Genomic DNA, 25076 nt, shown 5'->3' with positions numbered 1-25076 from the left:
CCCCCTCAGATGTCGCGGAGGCGCGACAGGCGTTCCTTGAGGGCGATGACGGCGGGGTGGGCGAGGATGCGGCCGATGGCCGTGGCCGGAATCGGGTGCTCGGGAGCGCAGACGGTCAGCGGGGAGGGCAGCTTGGCGATGATCGCCTCCTCCGTGGGGCGCAGCGTGCCGACGTAGTCGCCGTCGAGCTGGTAGGCCAACTTGGATTCGGCGCTGATGACTCCCTCCTGCAGCTGGCAGAACTGCGTGGCCTGACTGGTGTTGCGGTTCGTGCCGCCGAGCTGCATCATGCTCGAGATAATCTCAATGACAATGCCCATGCTCTCCTGCTGAATCATGACGGCATCGAGCAGGCCGTCGTCGCAGGCGGCATCGGCAAAGAGGCGCGCCTCGCCGCCGTAGCGTTTGCCGTTGCCCAGAATGAGCTGCGTGCCGATGATTTCTTCGCCGCCGGGCAGGGCGAGGGTGATGACGGCGTGGTGCTCGGTGGCGACTCGCAGCGCGGTGATGAGGTGCGAAGCCGCGCCCAGAAAGCGCTTCATGTTGGGCGTGATGAGCTCGACGACGCGGGCGTCGGGGCCGAAGCCCGCCATTTGCAGAAAGGGCTCGCCGTTGACGGTGAAAATGTCGACCTTTTTGCGCGTCTGCCCCATGATGGCCTCGAGCGCGATATCGAAGCGACGACTGCCGATGCCCAGCTCGCGGGCAAAGACGTTCATGGTGCCGCTGGGTAGGATGCCCAGTGCCGTCGGCGTGTCGAGCAGCCCGCGTGCAACCGTCTTGAGGGTTCCGTCCCCGCCGGCGGCCGCGACAACGGGTTCGCCGCGCTCCGCGAGGTCGAGAGCCTGCCGGCTCATCTGTTCGGGCGAATCCGAGCTGATGAGCCGAAAGTAGCCCTCGTGCGCACTGAGCCACTTGCGAAGCCCCGAGCGAAAGAGGCTGCCGGCGCGCGTGTTGAGAAGCAGCGGCACCGGGTGCTCGGGCAGGGGGGGCATGGCTCCTCCCGCAACCTCGAATGCCGGGTTCGCCTCCTCCCCGGGCCGAGATGCCTCCTCCCCGAGGCGAGTGGTCTCTTCGCCGAGCCGGGGGGGCTCTTCGCTGGGCAGAGCTTTGTTCATGCGGATGCGGCGTCCTGCTCCTCTCGCCTTCTCAGCAGATGAGATAGAGGGCCGGAAGGATGAAGAGGGAGAGCGATACGGTGAAGGAGGGAGAGTCGATGAGGTCGAAGATGCCGCCGATACCCGGCAGCAGCGAGCCGCTGTCCTTGACGCCGAGCCCGCGCTTGATCAACGAGCCGGCGAGGTCGCCGAAGACGGCCACCACGAAGATGACGGCCGAGAAGAGCGTGAGGAAGAGCGTATCCGCCGAAGCCAAAATCCCATGCCCCAGAAGGACGCCGAGAGCCGTCGTGATGATGAAGGAGCCGATGATGCCCTCCCAGCTCTTCTTCGGCGAGACGGCGGGGCTGAATCGCGCGGTGATGAACTTGCCGCCGAAGAGCACGCCCGTAACGTAGGCCCAGATGTCGCTCATCTTCGTAACGAGGACGATCCAGAGCAGGAAGTGACACTCTTCGTGACAGCCCTTGAAACAGAACCAGAAGGCGAAGCAGAGAAGCCAGACGGGATAGACGAAGGCGAGTATCGTTTCCGCCGCGCCGGCAAGGGCAAGCTGCCCGCTCTTGCCTTTGTAATCCATGGCGAGGATCTGGCGTGCGAAGGCCAGAATGCTGTAGAGCGCCAGCCCGCCCCCGCCGAGCATGACGGCGGACAGAAGCCCGGCTCCCTGAAGCTGCGGGCTGCAAATAACTCCCTGCGTGATGAGCAGCAGCAGCCAGGGGTAGACGAGGCCGCCGACGAGCACCAGCGGGCGGTCTGCCGCACGCCCCTTGAGCATGCGGTACCACTCGATCGTTGTCAGGTTGCAGAAGAGGGCGATGAGGATGCCGTAGCCGAGCGGTTCATCCCAAGCGACGGCGCCGCCGAGGATGGACAGCAGGATGACGGTGCTGAAGGTTCGCTCCCAAAAGGTCTTGGTTTTCGGGGTCATGGTTATGTTGGTGGGGTGACTTGCGCGGAACGCGAGCTCCGTGCTCGGCGCTTAAACCTGCGCTGCGAGCATGAAGGTGAGAGGAGTGGGGTGTCGGGCAGAGAGGCGGCGGAGCCGAAACGGCTCCGCCGCCGAGAGTGTGGCTGATGAATCAGTGTCCGCCTTGGCAGAGCAGGCAGCCCCAGCCGGCGCGGATGTCGGCGAAGAAGTCATTGCCCTTGTCATCCACGAGGATGTAGGCGGGGAAGTCCTTCACCGTGATTTTCCAGATGGCCTCCATGCCGAGCTCGGGGTACTCGAGGCACTCGATGGAGGTGATGCAGTTCTTGGCGAGGTCTGCCGCGACGCCGCCGATCGAGCCGAGGTAGAAACCGCCGAACTTCTTGCAGGCATCGGTGACGCACTGAGCGCGGTTGCCCTTCGCAATCATGATCATGCTGCCGCCGTGGCTCTGGAAGAGCTCGACGTAGGGATCCATGCGACCGGCCGTCGTCGGGCCGAAGGAGCCGGAGGGATAGCCTGCGGGAGTCTTGGCGGGGCCGGCGTAGTAGATGGGGTGATCCTTGATGTACTGCGGCAGATCCTTGCCGGCGTCCAGCAGCTCCTTGAGCTTGGCGTGAGCAATGTCGCGACCCACGATAATCGTGCCGGTGAGCGAGAGGCGCGTCTTGACCGGGTATTGGCTGAGATCCGCCAGCACCTCCTTCATCGGGCGATCGAGATTGATGGGCACACCGGCGCTCTTCGTCTCGCGCAGCTCGGCCGGGATGTACTTGCCGGGGTCATACTCCAGCTCTTCGATGAAAATACCCTCGGGCGTGATCTTCGCCTTGGCGTTGCGATCCGCCGAGCAGGAGACGCCCAAAGCCACCGGGCAGGAAGCCCCGTGGCGCGGCAGGCGCACCACGCGCACGTCGAGCGCGAACCACTTGCCGCCGAACTGGGCGCCCAGCCCGAGCTTTTCGGCCTCTTTCTTGAGCTCGTTTTCGAGCTCGATGTCGCGGAAGGCCCGGCCGTGCTCGTTGCCGCCGGTGGGCAGGCTGTCGTAATACTTCGTCGAAGCCAGCTTCACCGTCTTGAGGCAGAGCTCTGCGCTCGTGCCGCCGATGACGAAGGCCACGTGGTAGGGCGGGCAGGCCGCCGTGCCGAGCGTGCTCATCTTCTGCACGAGGAAATTCTTGAGCGTCTTGGGATTGAGCAGAGCCTTCGTCTCCTGATAGAGGTAGGTCTTGTTGGCGGAACCGCCGCCCTTGGCGATGAAGAGGAAGCTGTACTCCATGCCGTGATCGGTGGCAAAGAGGTCAATCTGAGCGGGCAGGTTCGTGCCCGTGTTGATCTCCTTGTACATGTCGAGCGCGACATTCTGCGAGTAGCGCAGGTTATTCTTCGTGTAGCAGTCGTAGGCTCCGCGAGAAATGTACTCCGCATCGTTGAAGCCCGTCCAGACCTGCTGGCCCTTCTTGCCGACGCAAATGGCCGTGCCCGTGTCTTGGCAGAGGGGCAGTACGCCCATGGCAGCCACCTCGGCGTTGCGCAGCATCGTCAGCGCGACGCTCTTGTCGTTCTCCGAGGCTTCGGGATCACTCAGGATGCCCTTAACCATCTCAAGATGCTCGGGGCGCAGGTAGAAGGAGACGTCGTGCCAAGCCGTCTCAGCCAGCAGGCGAAGCCCCTCGGGCTCGACCTTGAGTATGGGCTTGCCTTCAAACTCGCCGATGCTGACGTAGTCTTTCGTGAGCAGGCGATACTTGGTGGTATCTTCCCCCATGGGGAACATTTCCTGATAGACAAAGGGAGGTGTTGCCATAACGACCTTATTTGTACCACCGCCGCCGCCGAAAAGCGAGCACAAAATACGACCCGCCTCGGCAAGACAAGGAAGGGAGCAGCAGACACCCTGCTGCTCCCTTCCGAAATAGGGGGCGCGAAACGCCGAGCCGCCTAGCCGCCGCTGCAATCCGAACGCGGAGACGCGAACGCGGCGACGGCGCTCGGTGCGTCAGGCTTCGGGCGCGACGGCTGCGCGCATGATGGACTCGGCCAGCGGCTGGTCGAGCGGCAGCACGCCGGGCAGAGTCATCGCGTTGCCGTTCTCGTCGTGGCAGGCCGCGTGCGCCATAGCGGTGTAGTCCGCGTCAGCCGGAATGCCGAGCTCCTGCATGGTCTGCGGCAGACCGATCGCGCGGTACCACGAGCGCAGGCGGGCGATACCCTCGCGGATAACGCTCTCCGTATCGCGGTTGGCGGCAACACCCATCACATTGACGGCCCACTGAGCGAAGATACCCGGGTTGGCGTGCCAGACAGCCTCCATGTAGGGCGGCACCACAACGGCCAGACCGCCGCCGTGCGGCACATCGTAGACGGCACTCAACTCGTGCTCGAGCCTGTGGCAGGCCCAGCTCTGCTCGCGACCGATGCCCAGCAAATCGTTGTGCGCGATCGTGCCGCTGAGCGCGAGCTGCCCCCAGGCGTTGACATCCTTCGGGTTGTCGCGCAGCACGAGAGCCTGCTGCATGATGGTGCGCATCGTCGCCTCGCTGAGAGTGTCCGAGAGCTGCGTATCCGTCGTGTTGCTGAAGTAGCGCTCGAAGATGTGGCAAAGCATATCGCAGGCTCCGTAGGCCATCTGAGCCGGCGGAAGCGTGAGGAAGAGCTCGGGATCGACGATGCTCAGCACGGGGCGCAGCAGCTGGTGCTCGGCGGCGAGCTTGCGGCTGGTCTCTTCGTTGGTGATAACTGTGTTGGGGCTGTTCTCGCTGCCGGCTGCCGGGAGCGTCAGAATCGTAGCGACGGGCAGGGGGGTAAAGTCGACGGCGAGACCCTGCGTGTAGTAATCCCAGACATCGCGGGGAGCAGGCACACCCAGAGCAATGGCCTTGGCCGAGTCAATGACACTGCCGCCGCCGACGGCCAGCACGAGGTCGACCCCCTCAGCCCGGCAAAGCTCGATACCCTTGCGGGCCAGAGACAGGCTGGGGTTGGGCTTGACGCCGCCCAGCTCGACGAAATCGACGCCGGCAGCCTTCAGCGAGTCGACGACGCAGTCATAGAGACCCGTGCGGCGAACGCTGCCGCCGCCGTAGTGCAGCAACACCTTGCGAGCCAGAGGCTTGACGAGTTCTCCGATGCGGGTGCGCTGGCCGGGGCCGTAGACGTAGTGAGTGCGGTTGAAGTAATCAAAGTTGAGCATACAAGCATGCTAGCCCCAAATCGCCGCGTTGGCAAGCTTGAAGAGCGGGAAAAGAGCCGCATGTCTCACTTTTCGCTCATCCGCGAATGAAGCGGCGGGCCTGATAGCAGTAGTTGGCACCGCTCCAAAGCGTGAGAAGGAGGCTGATCCAGAGGAAGGCGGCGCGCAGACCCTCACCGATGCTGCCGAAGAGAAGCTCGGGAAGCGGGAAAAACAGGTTGGCACCGTAGGCGAGCAGCAGAAGGCAGTCGATACAGTAGGCAAGCTGGAAACCCGTCTTCCACTTTCCGCACCAGTCGGCCGCCATCACGTAACCCTGAGCAACGGCCAGCTGCCGGATACCGGTAACGAGAAACTCGCGGAAAATAATCACAATCGTCACCCAGAAGGGGCAGAGATGCACCCCCGTCAGGTAAATGTAGGCCGCGCTGACCAGAATCTTGTCCGCCAAGGGGTCGATGAGCTTGCCGAAGTTCGTCACCTGATTGAGCTTGCGGGCCAGATAACCGTCGAAGAAGTCGGAAACGGCGCCGATGACGAAAGCCCAGAATGCAATGCAGCGCGCAAGACTCAGCGGCACCAGAATCCCGGCGCTCTCCTCGCTGATTTCAGCGACGAGTGAAGGATGGGCAGCGTCCCACGCCAGAGCGCAGGTAAAGACGATAACGCAGAAGATGCGCGTCAGAGTGATGCAATTGGGCAGGTTGAACATACCGTTACGCGGGTATATTAGGTGATAACGGATTGAATGGCAAGTCCAAATTCTTCCCAATGCGCGCAGGGCTTTCACGCGCGCACTCGCGAGCTCACGGCGTCAGGATAAAACACGGCCGCGGATCAACGCAGCCGTCGAACCACCGGGAGCTCACGAAGAGCCTTCGGGTGTTCAAGGGGGGGGCAATGGTGTTCAAGGTGTTCAAGGTGTTCAGGGTGTTCAGGGTGTTCAGGGTGTTCAGGGTGTTCAGGGTGTTCGAGCTGTTCAAGGTGTTCAGGGTGTTCAGGGTGTTCAGGGTGTTCGAGCTGTTCAAGGTGTTCAGGGTGTTCCGCTGCGCTGCGGTCGCGCCGAGGCGGCTCGACGCCTCCCCGGACACCGCCGACCGCGGCAGAGTGCCTCTCGTTCGTCTCCCCCGCAAAGCTCTCCGCGGCGCTTGCTCCGGCATGCTCCGGCAAAACAGCTTGACAAATGGCTCGCGTATTGGTAAGGGGAGTATCTGCCTCCGTCATGAAACTACGCTCTCTTTCCGTCATCCTTCTCCTGCAGGCTCTGCCGAGCCTCGTTTACGCCGCCTCGACAGACAGCTCCCTCGGCTCTGTGATCCTGCCCGATGCTCAGGGATCCCTGCGCTTTGTCGCCGCGGGGGTCAATGTTGCCGATATCTCATCCTCCGACCGCTTTTACGACAACGGCAAGGGCTATTACTGGCAGGAAGAGTCGCTCTATGAGAAGGCCATGGAGGAATACCGAAAGGCGGGAGATTGGAGCTTCCTCGGCGATCTGACGTCTCGCGTGCCGGAGTCGGCCAACGAGAACGGCGAGTTTTACGTCAACCTGACGAATGACGGGGACTCCTGCTGGTACAACGCCGGCAGCAATGTCCTCCAATACTGGCAGAGCTACTACGGCGTCTTCTACCGAGGCGTCGGGGACAACGGCACGGACAACGCGCTGCCTTACGGCCATACCTATGCGGAGCACTACCTCGAGGCCCTAGCGGGTACGCAGTCGTTGCAGGTGGACATGCTCTTTTACGACAACTGGGTCGACGACGGCGGCAACACCGAGATGAGCGCTTCTTGGTATCTGGCCGGAGATACGTCCTTCCCCGAGCTTAACGACAATGCCGCCTCGGCCGGTTTCTTCCGTGATTACTTCGCTGCGACGGCTCCCTGCGTGATGGAGTTCCGGGATGAGGGCTTCAGCATGAGTGAGCTGCGGGATTTGCTCATCGACGGGTTAGGCTTGACGGCAAATGCCGACGGCTCGTTCACGCAGAGCGAGGTCGGCCGGATCATCGACTTCGGCATCAGCAGCGACGCGGGTGGCCACGCCATCACCTGCTACGGGGCTGAGTTCGACGCCGCCGGAAATGTGACCTCCGTGCTGATCGCCAATTCGGACGATACGGTTTACGGCACCGAGCGCCTGTACCTGAAGAGCGAGAACGGTCGCGTCTACCTCTACTCCGATGAAGCCTGCGAGCAACGTTGGGATTACGCCGATGAAGAAGACTGGTATGTTGACCTGATCGGCTACATCAATACCCCGGATTCCCTCAGGCGCATGTATGCTCAGTACACCGACGCGCAGAATCCCCTCGTCTGGAACGGCAGCAACGGCAGCTGGGACGCCGACGCCCCGGCGGCTGACCCCGACCTTTTGCCCACCGAGGCCACCGGCTGGGATGTCTACGTCACCGAAGGCGCCTTCACCGACTACTACCACTCGTGGTATGATGCATCCCGCCCTCTCGAATTCGGCGACTGCGGGCTGGGCGGAGAGATCGAGGTGAAAGGCAACATCACAGCCGGAGCCCTCAGCTTCAACAGCGACGCCTACCGCTACAGCCTCCGCGGCGAGGGTGACAATACCGTCACCGCCGCCTCGCTGAACATCACGGGCAAGGGCGGCGTGACCCTGAGTGCCGTGAACCTCAGCGTCTCCGAGGCTACCATCAGCGCAGGATCCCTGACGCTCGGCAGCGGTGCGGCCCTCACGGGGGGCGAGCTCTGCGTCACCGGCGGCTCCTCTCTCGTGTTCGACGGCGGCAGCTTGGGTAGTTCGGAGGCTCTCTTCGGCTCGGGCAGTCTCCTTGCGGTTTCCGGCAACGGCGGCAGCTTCACCGGCAACTCGCTCACCCTGGGGCAGGGCGCCACCCTCACGATGGACTTGAGCAGCGGTGCCGGGCAGACGGAAGCCCTGCTGAGCGTCAGCGGGCAGATGAACCTCACCGGCAGCGTCTTCCTGATGCTCGGCGAGCAGCCGGAGGAAGGCGCCGTCTACTGTCTGATGGACTTCACGGGCGGCACCGCCCCCTCGAACTGGCAGAGCATGTTCACCGGCTACACCGGCACGCTGGAACTGTCGGACAACGTGCTCTACCTCATCAACAACGAAGACGTCCTCTATTGGAAAGGCGGCAACGGCACTTGGGAAACACCCTCGTGGTCTTCATCGCAGGGCGGTGCGGACAGCTTGGAGTTCCGCGACGGCGCCTTCGTCTGCCTGATCGGCGCATCGACAAGCGAAGCCATCGAAATACAAGAGACGCACCAAGTGCGGGGCATGTCCTTTGACGGCCGGTACGTCCTCTACACCCTCTCCGACGTCTCGCTGGAAGGTCTCAGCAAACTTGAACTCAAGGAGAACGCAGCGGTGGAGCTGGGGGTGGAGACCGACATGTCCCAAGCCACCGTCAGCCTGGCTGCCGGCAGCGAACTCGTCCTGTATTCCTCTGCCGAGATGCGCCTTCTGAAAAACGAGGGCAGCCTCGTGCTCCAGAGCGGAGACCTGAGTCTCCGCGAAGCCACGCAGAGCAGCGGCTCCATCACCCTTTCCGACGGCTCCATCACCTTGGGCGGCGCTGCGAACAGCCTTGGCGCTCTGAATGTCTCCGGGGAGCTCCGCGCGTCCGGCACCCTGCGTTTGACCGACGCCGCGGGAGTCTCCTCCGTCGGAAGCGTCTCCGCGGCAGACCTGAGCATCGCCGCTGAGGCGGGGCACCGGCTCAGGCTGGGCTCAGACTCCTCCCTGAGGGACGTTCAGGGCGGCGCATGGGAGCTCGGAGGCCGCTTGGAGCTGGTCGCATCCTCCTCCGTTGATGAGCTGGACTTCGGCACTCAGGGAAGCCTCAGCCTGGGCAGCGGAGCCTCCGTCAGCGTCTCGGGTGAAGTCCGCGGTACCGGTTCCGTCATCATCGCGCAGCCTCACGAGGCGGCAACCCCGTACCTCTCCGCCGGCTCCGTCAGCACCGGCTGCCTCATAGACTTCCGCGGGGTGCAAGACAGCTCGATTCTCAGTGAGCTCACCTCCGGACAAAAGCTTGTGCTGGCCACCGTCAGCGGAGATAACGCAGGCAGCTACAGCTTTGACGGGAAGACGGAAACGCAGATCGGCGATTACCATTACAGCTTGGTGCAGCAGAATCGGCAAGTCTACATCCTTCCCCACCTCGACATAAACGAGTGGGTCGGGCAGAGCGGCGCCTCTTGGATGACCGCTGACGCGTGGACCTCCGCCGCATCCCCCGACCGTGACACGAAGCTCTCCTTCCAAGGTGCGGGCGACGCCCTCGTCACGCTCGGAGAGGCCCGCGCGGACGAGGTCATCGTCGAGTACAACCTCGACGATAAGCCGGAGGGCTACACCTGGGAGGACGGAAGCCTCAGCGCCGCATCGCTCCGCGTGCGCAGCGGCAGCGTCACTCTGGCTGACACGGCATCGGCAACCCTGCAGAGCACGCAGGTGAGCGGCGACGGGCAACTCATCATTCTGGGCCGACTGGAGACCGCCGAGATGCAGGCCACCGCCGTCACCCTCGACGGCGCAGGCTCCCTGACGCTCGGCGGCGGCTCATCCGTGCAGCAGCTGCTGGCCGGCGCGAACAGCGTCGGCACAACGCTCGCCGTTTCCGGGGGCTCGATTTCGATCGGTACGGCCGCGGTGGACGGCGTGAGCGTTGCAGACGGCGCGACGTTGCGGGCGACCTCGCTGACCCTCACGGGCAGCAACAGCGCCGTCACCGGTGCGGTGCAGGCCGATGAGCTCACCGTGGCGCTTGCCGGCTGCTCGCTCGGAACGCTGATGGTCGATTCGCTGATCTTCTCGGACATCGGAACAGCGGGGGCAGGGGATGCCGCGCTGACGGTCTCCTCCCTCACCTCGCTGACGCCGGAGGAGGACGTCCGGCTGAACTTCAGCAGCCTCAACGTCAGCGAGGACGGCGTGTACACCCTCCTCTCCTGCACCTCGGCTCCGAGCTCCGGCTTCGTCCTGACGGAGGCGGCCAAGCAGTATCTCTCCTCGCTGCGCTTCAGCGCCGAGCTCGTCGTGGACGGCAACTCGGTGGCGCTGGAACTCGACACCTTGGGCGCCATGGTGTGGAGAACGAACATGGCGGCGGATGAAACGGGCGTCTACACCGTTCCGCTTGGCGGCGCCGATATGTATCAGGGGCTTGTGCCGATTCAGTACGTCGTTGTCAACGGAGACAAGACGCTTGACTACACGCAGGCGGATCCGGGCTCGGCCTCGGTGCCTTCGCTCGGTGCGGTGGTGCGCAATATGAGCGGCATCGCCGGCAAGACGCTGAGTTTCGTCGGCAACGGCATCGAGGTGGATCGCGTCACCTTCGTCAATGATGCGGAAGATGTCGCCGCGGGCGCTCACGGCATTGCCGGAGAGAAAATCACGCTGCAGGTGGGCGCAACGGCAGAGGAATTCGCCGGGATGCGCGCGAGCGGCATTCTGACGGACGAAGACGGCTCCGAGAACCGCGCGCTGACGGTCGGCGGCGTCGAGCTCAGCTCGGCGGCCCTCGTGATTCGCGATGAGGACGGGGTGAAGTTCACCACGGGCGTGCTCAACGGCGATGCGGACTCGTCCATCGCCGGCGAAATTCACATCAACGGCGCGGGCGGTTTCTTCAGCGGCAAGGCAGATACCCTTGCGGGAGGAGCCGACATTGTGCTGGAGAGCGGAGCCGAACAGAGCTTCGCCCGCGGCGAAGGCCTGCGGATATCCGGCAGTGCCGGCTCCGCCACCCTTGCCGGGAACACCCTCGGCGCGTTGGAAACCACCGGCGCCGACATCCGCCTCACACCCTCGGGCAGTACCACCGCCCCGAGCCCGGTTGCACTTGAGGAGCGCTCCTCCATGCAGGGCGGCACCCTCACGGCGACGGTGGACGCAGACAGAGCGTTTGGCGGCGAGGGGGCTGAAAGCGCCATCTTCAGCGGGGCGTCCATTGCCCTGCAGGGCACGCACTTGGTGCTCAACTCCGCCGCGAGCGCGGGAACGATGGTGGCCGACGTCGACCTCAGCCGGACGGACGGTTTCGTCATCACGCAGCTGCACGAGCAGGGGCAAGGCAGCGCCGCCGGAGTCTCCGTCAGCTTCGCTTCCGGTCTGCTCCATAAATACTTCGGCAACGCGACGGTGCAGGGCAATCAGGTGCTCGCCTCGCGCAACGCGAGTTATTACGCGAATGCCGCCGCCGTCTCGCCCAACGGCGGGGCCGGCCTTGCCTTGGCGGATGCGGCTCTCATGGCCTTCAACCCGCAGGCTGGCGCCAACAGCGCGTCGCTGCCCGATCTGGCCGCTCTGCTCAACAGCTTGGATGCCTCCATCGCCGCGGGGGACCGCGCAGGTGCCGATCGCCTCGGCGCGACCTTCGCGGGTGCCGAGGCTGCGGGCATGGGCATGGCCTTCGCTCATGGTATGGAGCGCCAGCTGCGCGCCATCCGCAACCGAACAACGACGATGGGCGCAGATGACGAATACGTGAACCCGGATATGCCCTACTTCAACGCATGGATCAACGCCGAGGGCGATTATCGGCGGGTGAATCGCGACGGCACGGCCCCGGGCTACACCCTCAGCAGCTGGGGCGGCACGCTGGGGGCGGATGCGGACATCTCGCCGCAGCTCACGGCAGGTCTGGCCTTCACGGCCATGTACGGCGACTACCGGGCGGTGAGCAACGGCGTGGCGCAGGGAGATCTCGACAGCTACTATGTGACGCTCTTCGGGCGCTACGGCGGCCGTTCCGCTTGGGTGCACACCCTCGTGGCCTCGGTGGGCGTGGCCGACGCCTCGCTGAAGCGCACGGTGACGCACGCCAACGGCAGCTACACGGCGGAGGGGGATACGACGGGCATGGGATTCGGCCTGCTCTATGAGCTCGGCTACACGATTGCTCTGAATGAAGAGGCGACGACTTGCCTGCAACCGGTGCTCAACCTGAGCTACGTGCACACGGCGCTGGACGGCTACCGCGAGAGCGGGAGCGATGCCGCGCTGAACTTCGGCAACCGGAAGATGGATTCGTTCACGGTGGGGTTGGGCGCACGCCTGCAGACGCAGGTGGGCGAGACGGTCTACAACCGCACGTCGATGTTTGAGTCGCGCGCGCTGCTGAAGTTCACGACGGGCGACCGCCATAGCTCCATGCATACGGCACTCGCGAGCCTGCCGGAGATGCAGGCGCGAGTGAAGTCGGAAGAGCAGGGAGCGATCGGCGCGGAACTCGGCGCCGGCCTGTCGGTACCGCTGGGAGCCCAATCGGGCACGCTCTTCTTCGATGCGTCGCTCGAAGCCTACAGCGGCTACACGAACGTGAACGCGACCGTGGGCTGGCGCATCCACTTCTGACGCCCCCGAGCCCCCGAGCCTCTGAGCCATCGCGGCCTGAGACATGCGCGGCCCTGCCGGAGTGACTTCGGCAGGGCCGCTTGCCGTCGGGTGAAGACCCTTGTTTCGGACATCCCTTGCTCCGTCGGCCAAAGGAGAGGCGATGCGGGGCGCCCGACCGACGGGGCAGGGCGCATCAACTCGCGCCAAAACGCCGCGCAGACTCCGCCGTCAACTGCTTTGCCTCAACAGACGGCGCGCCCCCCTTTCGTCGGGTGTCGACATCGCATCGGCCTGCGGCATCCCTCTGTCAGTGCCGACTGCGGCGGCTGTCGAAGTGCGGCTCGTCTTTCTTGCGGTGGCGCAGAATGTCGCGCACCGGGCGTCGCGGAAGCCGGAGTTGGCCCTTCTTGCCTCCGCCCTTGAGATTGTCATCCAGACCGAGACTCCAGTGCAGATTGTCCAGCGGGCCCTCGATCACAATGTCAAACATGAAGTTCGAGAGGACGGTGACGGGCGAGAGCAGAATGGTCGGAATGCTGTTCACCTTGGGCCAGAGATTGCCCTTGAGCGTCATGGCGTCCATATCAATATCGAGCTGCAGCGCGACGTTGAGGTTGCATCCTATAGCTTTGGCGCTTCGGGTGATGACGTGCCCGTTGATCATGTCGAAGCGCGTGTAAGCTTCCGTCAGGCTGTATTTGATGAAGTGATTGGCGAAGGGAATGCGGGTGGCAGTGTCTCCGATGCCGTCAATGACGTCGCTCGTCCTGCTCACGGCTCCCGAAATCCCGCGCAGCACCGAGGCGGAGAAGGACCCTGCGTGCAATTTTTCACTCACCGAATCAACGTATTCCGGGAAGTTCGTCAGCACTTCGCTGATCGGAAGGAAGATTTGCAGCTTCATCAGATCGCCGCTCACCGCTTGCAGATAACCGTAGCCCTGCAGAGAACGCAGCTCGGGGCTCGCCGCTTGGAAGCGGAACTCGCCGCTGCAAAGAGCAAAATTCTGATCGCTGTCGAGCGATTTGGCAATCAGACTCAGATCCATGCTCTCGGCCTTGAGGTAGCCGTCCAGCGTGCTGCGCGGCCCCGTGATGCCGATGCGCACGATACCGTCGAGCACACCGCCCCAGCTGCCGGCATTCAAATGATCGAGCGTAACGTAGTCGTCACTGAGATGCACGATGCCCGAGAAATTCTCCAGCGGTACGTCGATGCCGATGTTGTAGCTGACGGGGGTGTCCGCCTTGCAGCTGATAGCGCCCGTCATCGGCACAACACTCGAAGAATCAATGGGAATGAGGCAATAATCCGTCGAGACGTTGATGGGGCGCGGAATGCTCAGGTCCTTCAGATACTCGAAGAGATCCGCATAAAACATCCCCAGCGAGTAGGCCGGGTAGATTTTGCCGGACGCCTTGACAATCTCAAGCGTGCCGGCCTCGAGGTCGATCGAGACCCGGTCGCCGCGGAACACCGTCTCGCCGACTCCCTTCTTAAAGCCGTTGCGCCGAATCCACGGTCGGTTGTCGTAAACGATGACGGGGCGCGTGATGTCGATGCGCGTCACGTCCGGAATCTTCGCGCCCGCTGCATCGCACCGATCCACGCCGACGTCGGCCTTGACGTGGCAGCTCATGCTCTTGACGCTGACGAAGGGATCGGGGCCCAGATCGGTGCGCAGCCACTGATCGCCCGTGAAACGCCCCATCTGATCGCTGGGCAGGCGGTAGGCGCAGAGCTGGTAGCCGATGTTGTCGAAGGTGACATCGCCGTCGAAGCAGAGCTTGAGCCCTTCGCCGTAATCAACGTCCAGCACGATATTGTCGATGAGCGTCGAACTTTGATCGCCCACCTTGAAATCGCAGATGACGGAGTGGGCATCCATGTTGTCGATGAGTCGGTCAATGACATCGAGCCTCATCGTGCTGCGCCCCGTCAGGTGAAGCTTCTCGGTCGGGCATCCGCTGATTTGTGCACTGAAGCTACCGCTCTCATGATCGAGCTGAAGCTTCGCTCGGCAGAACAAATCGTCCGACCCCTCCGGCGTATCCGCCTGCACCTCCAGCTGAATGCCGACCGTCTCGCTCATACCCTGCTGAGCCTTGACGGCGCTGCATCGCCGCACCAGCTCCGGAATGCTCAGCGAGAGTTGGCCCCGGCGAATGCACCCGCTTTCCAAATCGGCGAAAAGCTGCCCCGTGAAGCGCAGATCGTTCGGAAGATCCACGCCGTGCACCTCAGCCTTGAAGGCCGCAAAGAGAGGGGCGAAACTCGCCAGCGGCAAATCAGCACGGATGTCATCGATCGCCAGACTCCGGCCGGGATCCACATCATAGCTGAAAGCGAGGCGGCCCTCGCGCGGCGCGGGATCCGAGGCGGCGGCATCGGCGTCTGCGTCGGCCGCGGTCTGCGCGGTCTGCGCGGTCGCTGCCTCCGGCGAAAGCCCATCGAGCGGAGCCCCTGCAAGCTCGGGCGCCTCCTCCTCGGCCGCCTGCTCCCCGGCAGGCGCAGCAGAGGTCGGCTCCTTCTGTAACAGCGTCAGCTCCACCTTGCCTCGGGTGGCCGTCCCTTCGGGCAGAACCGACAGCGTCGCGCTGCAAGCCGGCGAGTTCATGTAGCTGACACTTTCACAGGTCGCATCAAAGAGAGAATCCAGCGTGTATTGGCGCGAGCGCTCCTCACTGAGCAACGCCCCCAGATTGCGCATCGCAATATCCGTCTTGCCGCAGAGCAGGTCGCGGAAGCTGAGACTGTCAAAATGGACACCCGTGTTGCTCTCGCTCACGGCAAGAGTCTTCAGATCCGTGAAGTCGGTCATCACGAAATCTTCCGCTGCAAAGGTGACCGTGACTCCGCGCAGACGGGGAACACCCTCGAGAGCCTCGACCGCCACCTCATCCGCTGCAAAATCACAGGAAAGCGACGCGGCCTTATTCGGCAAATGCTTGCCCTCCGTACTTCCGAGCTCCCGGAGCCTGAAGTTGACCTGCGGGCCGGTGAGAGCCACCGCCTGCTGCAAAATAACCTGATCACTCGAGACGGAGAGCTCAAGATCGTGCAGATAGGGAACGGTGTTGCGCAAGGTGAGCATCTCGCCCTCGCGGAACGAGACCCCGATGTCGGCGCGCAGACGGAAATCGACCGTCTCGCCGAGTTGCAGATTGCTCGGCAGCGCAACGGGACCCTCCGTAAACTCTGAAATCAGCGCAAGCGTCGGCGCAACGGGAACCCGGCCCGAAGCCGTGATATCGCCCTTGCCCTGCGTGGCGTGAGCTTGAAGCGAAAGTTTGCCGCCACCGTAAACGGCATCGAGCCGATCCACGTTGAAATCGCCGTCATTGTACGAGAAAGACAGCTGAAGCTCATCAATGGTGCTCGCTCCGACCTTGAGATTGCGCTGCTCCAGCGTAGCCGTGGCGCGCGCGTGCTCCAGCTCAAAAACATCGTCAAAACTCAGGTCGCCGGAGACGGAAATCTTCGGTGCATCATCCCGCCCGTGATTGAACTTACTCAGCAGAGGCGGCGGATTCTTGAAAACCTTGCGGGCGATCGGAACCAGCGCCGACGTACTGCGCAGTCGGAACGAAAGCTCGTGAGTCGGAATCGAGTACGCCGCACGCAGCGACACGGAAGAATCCGGATCGACCGTCTTGAAGCGCATCGCATTGATCGTGATGACATCCTCCGTCATCTGCGCCTCGACAACCGCCTCGCGAAAATGAAAATCGCGAGTCTCATAAACGGGCACGGACGCATGCACCGTCGCGTCGAGATGCTCGTCCTCAACGCGAACTTCAGCCTTGAACGAAGGCCGATCGAGATCCGTCCATTTTTGCGTGCGAATCAGCGAGCTGATCTCGCGCGCCGCCGGCTGCACGGCCGCAATGAGCTCGTCGAGAGTCTTGCTGAAATCGCTCGGCTCGCTCGGCCCCGAATCAGACTCTTCCGGCTCTGACGCGTCGCTCTCGGCCTCCTTCTTCTCCGCTGCCGTGAACTTCAGCCGGCACTCAATGCTCACGGGAATCTCCTCCGCGCTGAAACGCAAATCACCCTCCGCGCTTTTCCCCTTATCCGAAAAGACAAGATCAGCCTGCAAACTGCGCAGATTGAAAACAGGATCGGGAGCATCGGCAAGCGGCAAAGCCAGACTCCCGTTGACCAGCTGCATGCGCGACGGCACCAGCTCGCCGAAAATCAGCGACGTAAAGCGCAGCGAAACCAGCGCCTTGTCCACATGCGCCAGCGGCTCCGCATCATCCGCGCGGCGGTAGAGACGCAGATCCCGCCCGCGAAGCGCAAAACCCGCACTGGGGCTCAGCCTCAGCGACCCGAGCCGCAGATAAATACCCTGGCGCGCTGCCTCCTCCTCAAGAGAACGCAGCGCCCATGAAGGCAGCCCCACGGTGCACAGCCACACCATGAGGCCGATGAGTAGAAGCAGCGCTATCAGACAAACGGTCGGAATGAAAGAGCTGACCCTTTTAATCGTCAAGCGATACTTCATAGCCCGTGCAAATCAGAGTTCCGGATCTCGCTCCCCGTCTGGAAGCGGAGGCGCCTTGGGCAAATTCTTCTCAATATCATCGAGAAGATTCACGAGCTCGACACCCCTCTGAGCCGAATTATCATGCCTGAAACTCAAGCGCGGCGTACAGCGCAGAATCACGCGACGGCACACGGCATTCTGAATCATCCCCCGATGGCGATTCAGCTTCTCGAGAACCTGAGCCGGAGACATGCGACCCACCACGCCGACCCAGACGCGTCCCTCCTTGAGATCTTCCGTGATTTCCACCTCAAGAATCGAGACAATCGTACCGGGCCATTCAAACTCCTTCTGCACGAAAGAGCCGATTTCCCGCTTCATCAGCTCGTTGACCTTATCGAGTCGGCGTGAGGGCATAGCGTATAGACAGGATTAGAGAGTTTGTTTAATCTTCTCGAGCAAGTAGCACTCGATCACATCGCCTACCTCGTAGTCGTTGTAATCGGCGAGGCGGATACCGCACTCCAGACCGCTCTTGACCTCCTCCACTTCATCTTGGAAGCGGCGAAGAGTCGACATCTTGCCGTCGAACACCACCTGACCGTCGCGCAGAACGCGAGCCTCAGCCGTGCGCAGCATTTTGCCGTCTGATACGTAAGACCCCGCAGCCTTGCCTTTGTTCAATTTAAACACCTGCTTGATCTCCGCATGACCCAAAACAGTTTCGCGCGTCTCGGGCTCGAGCAGACCCAGCATGGCATCCTTCACCTGATCAATCAACTCGTAGACAATCGAGAAAATCTTGACCTGAACGCCCTCCCGCTTAACCGCCTTGACCGCATTGCTCTCAACCTTCACATTGAAGCCGAGAATAACGGCATCGGAAGACGACGCCAGCAGCACGTCGCTTTCGGAAATAGGACCGGCCGCAGCGCCGATGAACTCACATTCAACCTTCTCACTCTCAATATCGAGAATAGCCTTCTTGATCGCCTCAACCGAGCCCTGCACATCGCCCTTGAGGTAGAGCTTCAGCACAGCCTTCTGGTTGCCCTCGCCCATCATCGCGAGAATATCCTCCATGCGCGAACGCTTCGGAGCACTCAAACGCTGCTGGCGCAGCTCCTCCTGGCGCTCCTCCGAGAGCTTGCGGGCGGCGCGCTCATTCTCCATCTCCACCAGCTCATCGCCGACATTCGGCGTCTCCAAGAACCCGGAAACCTCGGCCGGCATACCGGGCGTCACCTTCTTGATCGCCTTGCCCTTGTCATTGAAAAGCGTCTTCACCTTGCCGGAGTAAGGCCCGCAGATGAAAGGCATACCCACCTTGAGCGTACCGCTTTGCACAATCACCGTCGCCGAGCTACCCTTGCCCTGTTCCATGCGAGCCTCGATAATCGAAGCCCGGCAATTCGCGCGGGGATTGGCCTTCAGCTCAAGCACCTCGGCCTGCAGACAAAGCAAATCAAGCAACTCGTCCACACCCTCACCGGTCGCCGCCGAAACATTGACACACTCAACCTCGCCGCCGAAATCCGTCGGCATCAAACCCTCCTCCATCAACTGCGTACGCACGCGAACAGGATCAGCGGCCGGCAAATCACACTTATTCACCGCCACGATAATCGTCTTATTAGCCGCCTTCGCGTGCATAATAGCCTCGCGCGTCTGCGGCATAATACCATCGTTGGCCGCGACAACAAGAACAACAATATCCGTCACGTCAGCACCGCGCGCGCGCATCTCCGTGAAAATGGCATGCCCCGGCGTATCAATAAACGTAATCGTCTTGCCGTCGTGCTCCACCGTGTAGGCGCCAATGTGCTGCGTAATACCGCCGGCCTCGCCCGCCACCACCTTCGTGCGGCGGATGTAGTCAAGCAGAGACGTCTTACCGTGGTCCACGTGCCCCATCACCGTAATAATGGGCGTGCGAATCTTGAGCGCATCCTCGGGCTCCTCCTCAATAGCAACAGCCTCAGGCTCCTTAATCTCCTCGACCGGAGCCTTCACACCGGCACCCTTCTCACGCTTCACGCGCTCAAAGGTAAACCCGTGCTTCTCGCAAAGAGCCGCCACCTGATCACTGTCCAGAACCGTACCGGGATTCGCAAAAACCCCCATCGGCAACAACTCCGCAATCAACTTAAACGGCTTGAGACTCATCAGCTCCGCCAGACTGGCCACGCTGATCGGAGCCTTGATGTTGAGAATCTTGCCCTCGGGCGTCACCGGAGCCGGCGCCTCCATCTTCGGCAGAGGAGCCGGGGCAGGGGCGGGCGCCGGGGATGCAGCCGCAGCCTCCGGCACCTTCTTCTCATGCTTGCGGGGCGTGAGCAAATCCAGCGCCTCCTTCTTGGGAGCCGGCGCCGGAGCGGGCTGAGACACCGCCGCCTCCGAAACCCTGGCAGCAGCCGAATTCTTCTTCGAGGACCCGCTGATCAGATCCAGAACAACACCCTTCTTCTTCTTAATATCTTCGTTAGCCATGGGCACGTGAAAAAGTAAACAAATTAGCAGGCCGCCTTGGCCTTTTCAATAATCGAATGAGCTTCCTGCTCCGAAACACTGAGCGCCTCCACAAGATCCTCCGGCTGCACATAAGCCGCAATACCCTGTACCGTCGTAAAGCCCGCTGCAACCATCGCTGCGGCCAGCTCAGCACTGACACCGAGCTTAGCGGCCAGCTCATCCGTGCCCTCGCGAGCCGCGGCATTCGCCTTCGCCTGCTCATCGTAAGTCTCGACGCGCACCTCCCAGCGATCATTCGGGCTTGAAATAAGGCGACCCGTCAGGCGCACATTCTGCCCCTTGCGGCCCTTCGCCTTAGCCGCATCCTTCTCCGATTCAACCTGCACCGTAACCACGTGCTTCTGCTCATCCACAATCACATTGACCGGATCGACAGGCGAAAGAGACTGCGTCACCATCGACACCTTATCATCCGAATCCTCAATAATATCAACCTTCTCATGATTGAGCTCATTGACCACATTCTTGACGCGCATCCCGCGAATCCCCACGCAGGAACCCACCGGATCGACATTCGGATCATTCGCGCGTACCACAAGCTTCGTCCGATAACCGGCCTCGCGCACCACATTGACAATATCAACCGTGTGCTCGGCAATCTCAATCACCTCGTGCTCAAAGAGACGGCGAACCAGATTCGGGTGACTGCGCGACAGAATCAACTCCGTACCGCGCACCCCGTCGCGCACCTCGACCACATAAAAACGCATCTTGTCACCCGGCGCATAATCCTCACCGGGAATGCGCTGGCGCAGCGGCACAATACCCTCAAACTTCTCCACCTCAACAATCACGTCGCCCTTATCATAGCGGCGCACCGTGCCCGTCACCAACTCACCCGCGCGGTCGCGGAAAGCCTCAGCCAGCATCTCCTGCTCCGCCTTGCGGATGCGCTGCTGCATCGTCTGGCGAGCCGTCTGCACCGCAATGCGGCCGAAATCCTTCGGCGTAATATTCACCGCGAAACTATCCCCCGCCTGCACCTCTCGGCCGCGCTTCGCCGCCGCCGCCTGAGCCGTACTGAGCTTAATCTCATTGAACGGATCGCGAAGCTCATCATCGGGCACCACCGTCATCGTCGCGACAATCTTGACAACACCCTTCTGCGTATTGATATCGGCACGCAGATTGCGGATGCGATCCGCCCCTGCAACCATCTTGGAGTAAGCAGTAAGGAACGAAGCCTCGAGCGCCTGAATCACGCGTTCGCGCGTCAGGTCTTTCTCACGGACGTAAAAGTCGATCAGGGCAGTAATATCTGTCGTTGGCATAGCGGCTGTGGTAATGATTGTTGATGAGTGCGCTATAAAAAAAGAGCGGGTGAACCACCCGCCCCAATCCTACAGCAGACCGGAACTTGTACGCACGCATTATAACGCAACCGCAAAGCATGTCAAGCAAATTGCCGCAGTATGTCACAGAGCGTAAAACACAAAATCCAAGCGGCCCCCCGGCCAAAGCCTCAGCCCAACCGGCGCCTGAGCCCTCCGCGCAGACCAAACCTCGGCCCCATCCATCCATCACCATCGCACGGAACCCCGCCGCACAAGCCGTGCCCGCCCGTGCCCCTACCCGGCAACACCGCAAACTCAAGACAGCTTATAAACAAACAACGACCCGCGCATGCGCGGAGTGCGTAAGAAACCCGGCACGCGGACATTCACCGATGCGGCAGCAAACGGCGCAACGGCCCGAGAAACATCTCGCGCTCCTCCCGCTTGAGATAAAAACGAAACAGCACCAGCGCACAAACCACCCCATACACCCCCGCCGCCAGCAGAAAATCCGTCCAGTTCGATATCGTCCATACCTCAGCCAACACCCAACCCAGAGCCAACAGCCCCAGCCACGGCAGCACCGCCGGAACGTAAGTCTCCATCCAATAGCGGCGCATCCCCAAGCCCGCCCTGCGGCTGTAGTACCGATTAATCATAATTCCCTGACCCACAAAAAGAGACAGCCCCGTGCCGATAAACATCCCGAGTGCCCCCCAGTAGAGAGTCAAAACAACCCCTAAAACCACACAAAGAAGAGACGTATAAAAAAGAATAATCGCACGCCCCTTGTGAATATTCATCGCCTGCAGAATAGACAAACCCACATTCTGCGTCAGCGGCACCATCAGCGGCAGCAGCACACAGAGCGCCCCCAGCCACACCACCGTCACCCCCTCGCCAATCGAACTCCCCACCCAAAGCGTCAAAAACTGATAGCCTAGAACCGTGAAACCAAGCATCATCATAGTCAGCGGCAGCATCTGCAAACGCCCCGCCTTAATCATCACGCGCGTCAACTCCCTCTTGTCCGTCTCCAGCGCCACCATCTGCATCAGCTTCGGCGAGAGAACCCCGGAAATCGAAACAGAAGCTGTCATGAAATACGACGCAAAAGACGTCCCCAGCGTAAACAGCGACACCGCCGCCGCCCCCTCGAAGCGCGCCACAATCGGAGCCCCCGCCCGCCAATAGAACAAATCCATCAGCTGATTGAGCAGCACCCAGAACGAAAAGCGGAACATCTCAGCATAAAGCCCCAAATCCGGCCGATGAAACATCACACGCACCCCCAGAAACCTGAACGAATACACCAAACCCGCCACCAACTGAACGATACCCACCGCCACCGACATCACCGTCAGCCCGATCGCCTTGTACCCCATAGTTAACAGCAGAACCGTCAACCCCATATTCAGCAGAGACGCCGTCAGCCCCATCACCCCCGGCACAAGAAAGCGCATGTAAGCCCCCGGAATACAACCCAGCGGCCGCAGCGGGAACGACAGCACCATATTGCTCAGCGTCAGCAAAAACAGCACCTGAAGAATGCCATGCTGCTCCCCTGTCAAATTCGGAAAAATACGATCCAGATAGAAGAAACACACCAAACCCGCCACCAACGTCACCAGACCCAGCAAACTGAAAAGCATCATCGCCTGACCGAGGAAATGCGCCTGCCGCTCATACTCTTTGCGCGCTCGGAACGCCGTCACATACTTGTAAACCGTCGAACCCAATCCCAGATCCGTCAGCGCCAGCCATGCAATCACACTCCCGCTCAGAGAAAAGAGACCGAACTCCTCAATCCCCAGCTTGTGAATCGTAAAAGGCGTCAGGAAAAACGACGTCGCCAAGCGAATCGCCGTCGACGTATAATTAATGACAACACCGGCCTTCAGCTCATTCATAAAACATGAAAAACATCAAAACATCCGCCTCAGCCGACGCATCCCTCGCAGAAGCAAAGCATCGCGGCGCAGCGCCAGCGGACCCACCAACAGCGTCCCCACAAAGCGCCGACGCAGGCGAGCCAAGCTCATCCGCCGCGCCGCCTTCAGCGCCCGCGCGCGATACGGATGCACCCTGCGTTGCCCCTTGTCATGCAGCATATCCTGCCCGTCATACACCTCGCGGAAAGGCACCCGACGGCACACCAGCACATCCGCCACCGCCGCCATCGCCGCCTCACCCGCCGGAGAATTCACCAAAAGCGCCGCCACACCCTCGCGAATCGGCCAATCCGGATGCAAACGCTGCACCCCCCAAAAATCCCCCACCGTCACATCCCCCTGGCGCGGTAGCCCCGCATAGCGGCAATCATAGCAGCAGCGGTTCAGCGCCACATCCGACACAAAAAGCTGCATAAAATCCGCATCACCATGCGGCTGCGTCTCGCGACTCCCATCCGTGAAGTGCGTCGTCAAATTGTAGCGCAGCCAGCCCTCATCCTTATCGCGGAACGACACCCGGCGCACCACCTTGCCCGAGCGCTCCTCCGCCTCAGCCACAAACTTCTGCCACAGCAAACGACTCGGCACCCCGTGGCACACCACATCCACCGTCAGCAGCAAATCGTAGCGCCTCCCCAGATAACTCCGTAGCGCATGCACCTGGCAAGGCACCCCCACAAACAGCACACGTCGCCCCCGCTTCAGTTCGGCCTTCACCTCGCGAAACGACATCCCCGGCACCGCCGGCACATACTTCGAACCGCGCATCCGAGCCACCTCCTCCATCGACTCCGCCTTCGCGAACACCGCTGTTACCTTATCGCGCCACACCACCCCGAACACACAGCCCCCCTGCGCCAGCACCCACTCCGCCAGCGCCGTAAACACCCCACCACTCGAACTTGCCATATGAACCTCGCGATCGCGATGCCAAGCCCCGAACGTCGGCACCGAATCGCGCAACTCATCCTGCACCTTCGGCCGCTCCTGCAGAGCCGGGCACTTCAGCACACAAAGCCCACAGCCCACACAGGCTCCCTCATCCACCTGCGGAATCAGAAAACCCTCCTCACTCCACACCATCGTGATGGCATCATGTCCGCACACATTCGCACACAGCGAGCAGCCCGTGCAATCCTCCGGCGCCACAATATGATCCCTTCTGTTAGGTTTATTTGCGCTCATACGGTGAGGCTTTATCATAAAGGTTACTTCTCAAAAAGTCAAGCCCACGTTGGCGCTCCGCCTCGTGAATTGCAAGCACCCGCTACTAGTCAATCAACAGATGCCGCACGTGCAGTACCTCCTCAAAGCGCCGACAAAAGTAGCTCTAACTAGAATTCTGATCTTTACGACACCTGCCATAGGGGAGTTGTCGTCAAGTAAGCCTTGGGGAGCTCTGACAAGGTCTACCCAGATGTTCATCGTCAAATTTCCTCGAGCGGTGAGCACTCCTCGGAGACCTTGATTGCGTGTCTCGAAGGGTAAATAGATCATATGGTTTTCTGGAAACAGTCAAGATTCATGTATCTGATCATTAAGGAAGTTGTCTCCATCGTCTTCCGGTAAATCTTCCTGGCTTGTCATAGTTGATCACCTTGGCAGGAACACCGACGGCGGTAGCATTTGCTGGTATGTCTTTTGTGACAACCGCACCTGCGCCTATTGTAGCTGAGTCTCCTATTTCCACATCCTCTACGATACACACTCCTGGACCGATATATACGTTGTCTGCAATCTTTGCTGCTGTTCCATAGTTTGTTCCTATATTCAGAAACTGAGATATGTTAACATTGTTGCCTATTATCGTGTTCCTATTGATGACGATGCATAGTCCATGGCCTATGTACAGACCATAGCCGATTTTTGTGGAACATGGGATATGAATATTATAGATTAAGGATGTCATTTTATAGATGATTCTAGATATGAAATAAAATGCTCCCTTGTACTGGCACAACCGTAACCACAAAAGGGGACTTGAAAGAGGACCGCAGAGCAGACGTGCCATAACATACAATAGCGTAACATTTTTTCCTGTCTTACGATAGTAATCGCTCTGTATTAAAGTAAAACAATCTCTATAGCATTCTGGATATGGGATCAGAATAACTTGTCCATTACGTAATTTGGCGGAGCAAGTTTTTTTCTGTAAAATTTCTGTCATCGGAGCAAAGCACGCTTGCGAGTCAGGTTAAGCAGCGTTGGATTCACGGGATTGAGGCGCGGCTGCTGT

At 61.0% G+C, this 25076-nt stretch carries 14 protein-coding genes; 1 reads left to right on the top strand and 13 read right to left on the bottom strand.

The annotated features are described in order from the left end of the window. Positions 1-5 precede the first annotated feature (5 nt). The 6 genes from AC6UAL_RS01320 to AC6UAL_RS01295 form a co-directional block, all read right to left on the bottom strand. On the bottom strand, positions 6-1118 hold the full coding sequence (locus tag AC6UAL_RS01320) for a diacylglycerol/lipid kinase family protein (RefSeq protein WP_500681547.1): 1113 nt from the start codon (positions 1116-1118) through the stop codon (positions 6-8). Positions 1119-1149: 31 nt separating this feature from the next. Next, positions 1150-2049, bottom strand: coding sequence for a phosphatidate cytidylyltransferase (locus AC6UAL_RS01315; protein WP_500681546.1), 900 nt, complete (start codon positions 2047-2049; stop codon positions 1150-1152). A 151-nt stretch (positions 2050-2200) separates the two neighbouring features. Beyond that, entirely contained in the window at positions 2201-3856 is a 1656-nt protein-coding gene (locus AC6UAL_RS01310; protein ID WP_500681545.1) for a fumarate hydratase, read from the bottom strand. A 192-nt stretch (positions 3857-4048) separates the two neighbouring features. After that, complete coding sequence (locus tag AC6UAL_RS01305) at positions 4049-5242, bottom strand: iron-containing alcohol dehydrogenase (protein WP_500681544.1); 1194 nt, start codon at positions 5240-5242, stop codon at positions 4049-4051. 76 nt (positions 5243-5318) lie between these two features. Beyond that, on the bottom strand, positions 5319-5954 hold the full coding sequence (gene pgsA, locus AC6UAL_RS01300) for a CDP-diacylglycerol--glycerol-3-phosphate 3-phosphatidyltransferase (RefSeq protein WP_500681543.1): 636 nt from the start codon (positions 5952-5954) through the stop codon (positions 5319-5321). Between the two features lie 94 nt (positions 5955-6048). Next, on the bottom strand, positions 6049-6270 hold the full coding sequence (locus AC6UAL_RS01295; protein ID WP_500681542.1) for a hypothetical protein: 222 nt from the start codon (positions 6268-6270) through the stop codon (positions 6049-6051). 194 nt (positions 6271-6464) lie between these two features. On the opposite strand from AC6UAL_RS01295, the gene AC6UAL_RS01290 reads away from it, so the two are divergent. Beyond that, positions 6465-12611, top strand: a complete 6147-nt coding sequence (locus AC6UAL_RS01290; protein ID WP_500681541.1) for an autotransporter family protein — start codon at positions 6465-6467, stop codon at positions 12609-12611. A 289-nt stretch (positions 12612-12900) separates the two neighbouring features. Here AC6UAL_RS01290 and AC6UAL_RS01285 read toward each other — a convergent pair whose 3' ends face one another. The 7 genes from AC6UAL_RS01285 to AC6UAL_RS01255 form a co-directional block, all read right to left on the bottom strand. Further along, positions 12901-17100: an AsmA family protein gene (locus AC6UAL_RS01285; protein ID WP_500681540.1), complete on the bottom strand. Its 4200-nt coding sequence runs from the start codon at positions 17098-17100 to the stop codon at positions 12901-12903. 12 nt (positions 17101-17112) lie between these two features. Further along, positions 17113-17499: a 30S ribosome-binding factor RbfA gene (gene rbfA / locus AC6UAL_RS01280; protein ID WP_500681539.1), complete on the bottom strand. Its 387-nt coding sequence runs from the start codon at positions 17497-17499 to the stop codon at positions 17113-17115. 15 nt (positions 17500-17514) lie between these two features. Continuing rightward, positions 17515-19572, bottom strand: a complete 2058-nt coding sequence (gene infB, locus AC6UAL_RS01275) for a translation initiation factor IF-2 (RefSeq protein ID WP_500681538.1) — start codon at positions 19570-19572, stop codon at positions 17515-17517. Positions 19573-19595: 23 nt separating this feature from the next. Continuing rightward, on the bottom strand, positions 19596-20885 hold the full coding sequence (gene nusA / locus AC6UAL_RS01270; protein ID WP_500681537.1) for a transcription termination factor NusA: 1290 nt from the start codon (positions 20883-20885) through the stop codon (positions 19596-19598). 389 nt (positions 20886-21274) lie between these two features. Continuing rightward, on the bottom strand, positions 21275-22798 hold the full coding sequence (locus AC6UAL_RS01265; protein WP_500681536.1) for a lipopolysaccharide biosynthesis protein: 1524 nt from the start codon (positions 22796-22798) through the stop codon (positions 21275-21277). 15 nt (positions 22799-22813) lie between these two features. Next, positions 22814-24025, bottom strand: coding sequence for a Coenzyme F420 hydrogenase/dehydrogenase, beta subunit C-terminal domain (locus AC6UAL_RS01260; protein ID WP_500681535.1), 1212 nt, complete (start codon positions 24023-24025; stop codon positions 22814-22816). A 352-nt stretch (positions 24026-24377) separates the two neighbouring features. Next, on the bottom strand, positions 24378-24749 hold the full coding sequence (locus AC6UAL_RS01255) for a serine O-acetyltransferase (protein WP_500681534.1): 372 nt from the start codon (positions 24747-24749) through the stop codon (positions 24378-24380). Positions 24750-25076: the final 327 nt, after the last annotated feature.

It is taken from the genome of Candidatus Parakkermansia intestinigallinarum (genome assembly GCF_944389695.1).
Classification (GTDB): domain Bacteria; phylum Verrucomicrobiota; class Verrucomicrobiia; order Verrucomicrobiales; family Akkermansiaceae; genus Akkermansia; species Akkermansia intestinigallinarum.
The sequence above is the reverse complement of the archived record's forward strand: the minus strand, read 5'-3'. Positions and strand labels throughout refer to the sequence as shown.

Bases quoted from the DNA above. Each gene is read 5' to 3' on its own strand.
- AC6UAL_RS01320 (WP_500681547.1), bottom strand. From the start codon at position 1,118: ATGAACAAAGCTCTGCCCAGCGAAGAGCCCCCCCGGCTCGGCGAAGAG.
- AC6UAL_RS01315 (WP_500681546.1), bottom strand. From the start codon at position 2,049: ATGACCCCGAAAACCAAGACCTTTTGGGAGCGAACCTTCAGCACCGTC.
- AC6UAL_RS01310 (WP_500681545.1), bottom strand. From the start codon at position 3,856: ATGGCAACACCTCCCTTTGTCTATCAGGAAATGTTCCCCATGGGGGAA.
- AC6UAL_RS01305 (WP_500681544.1), bottom strand. From the start codon at position 5,242: ATGCTCAACTTTGATTACTTCAACCGCACTCACTACGTCTACGGCCCC.
- pgsA (WP_500681543.1), bottom strand. From the start codon at position 5,954: ATGTTCAACCTGCCCAATTGCATCACTCTGACGCGCATCTTCTGCGTT.
- AC6UAL_RS01290 (WP_500681541.1), top strand. From the start codon at position 6,465: ATGAAACTACGCTCTCTTTCCGTCATCCTTCTCCTGCAGGCTCTGCCG.
- AC6UAL_RS01285 (WP_500681540.1), bottom strand. From the start codon at position 17,100: ATGAAGTATCGCTTGACGATTAAAAGGGTCAGCTCTTTCATTCCGACC.
- rbfA (WP_500681539.1), bottom strand. From the start codon at position 17,499: ATGCCCTCACGCCGACTCGATAAGGTCAACGAGCTGATGAAGCGGGAA.
- infB (WP_500681538.1), bottom strand. From the start codon at position 19,572: ATGGCTAACGAAGATATTAAGAAGAAGAAGGGTGTTGTTCTGGATCTG.
- nusA (WP_500681537.1), bottom strand. From the start codon at position 20,885: ATGCCAACGACAGATATTACTGCCCTGATCGACTTTTACGTCCGTGAG.
- AC6UAL_RS01265 (WP_500681536.1), bottom strand. From the start codon at position 22,798: ATGAATGAGCTGAAGGCCGGTGTTGTCATTAATTATACGTCGACGGCG.
- AC6UAL_RS01260 (WP_500681535.1), bottom strand. From the start codon at position 24,025: ATGAGCGCAAATAAACCTAACAGAAGGGATCATATTGTGGCGCCGGAG.
- AC6UAL_RS01255 (WP_500681534.1), bottom strand. From the start codon at position 24,749: ATGACATCCTTAATCTATAATATTCATATCCCATGTTCCACAAAAATC.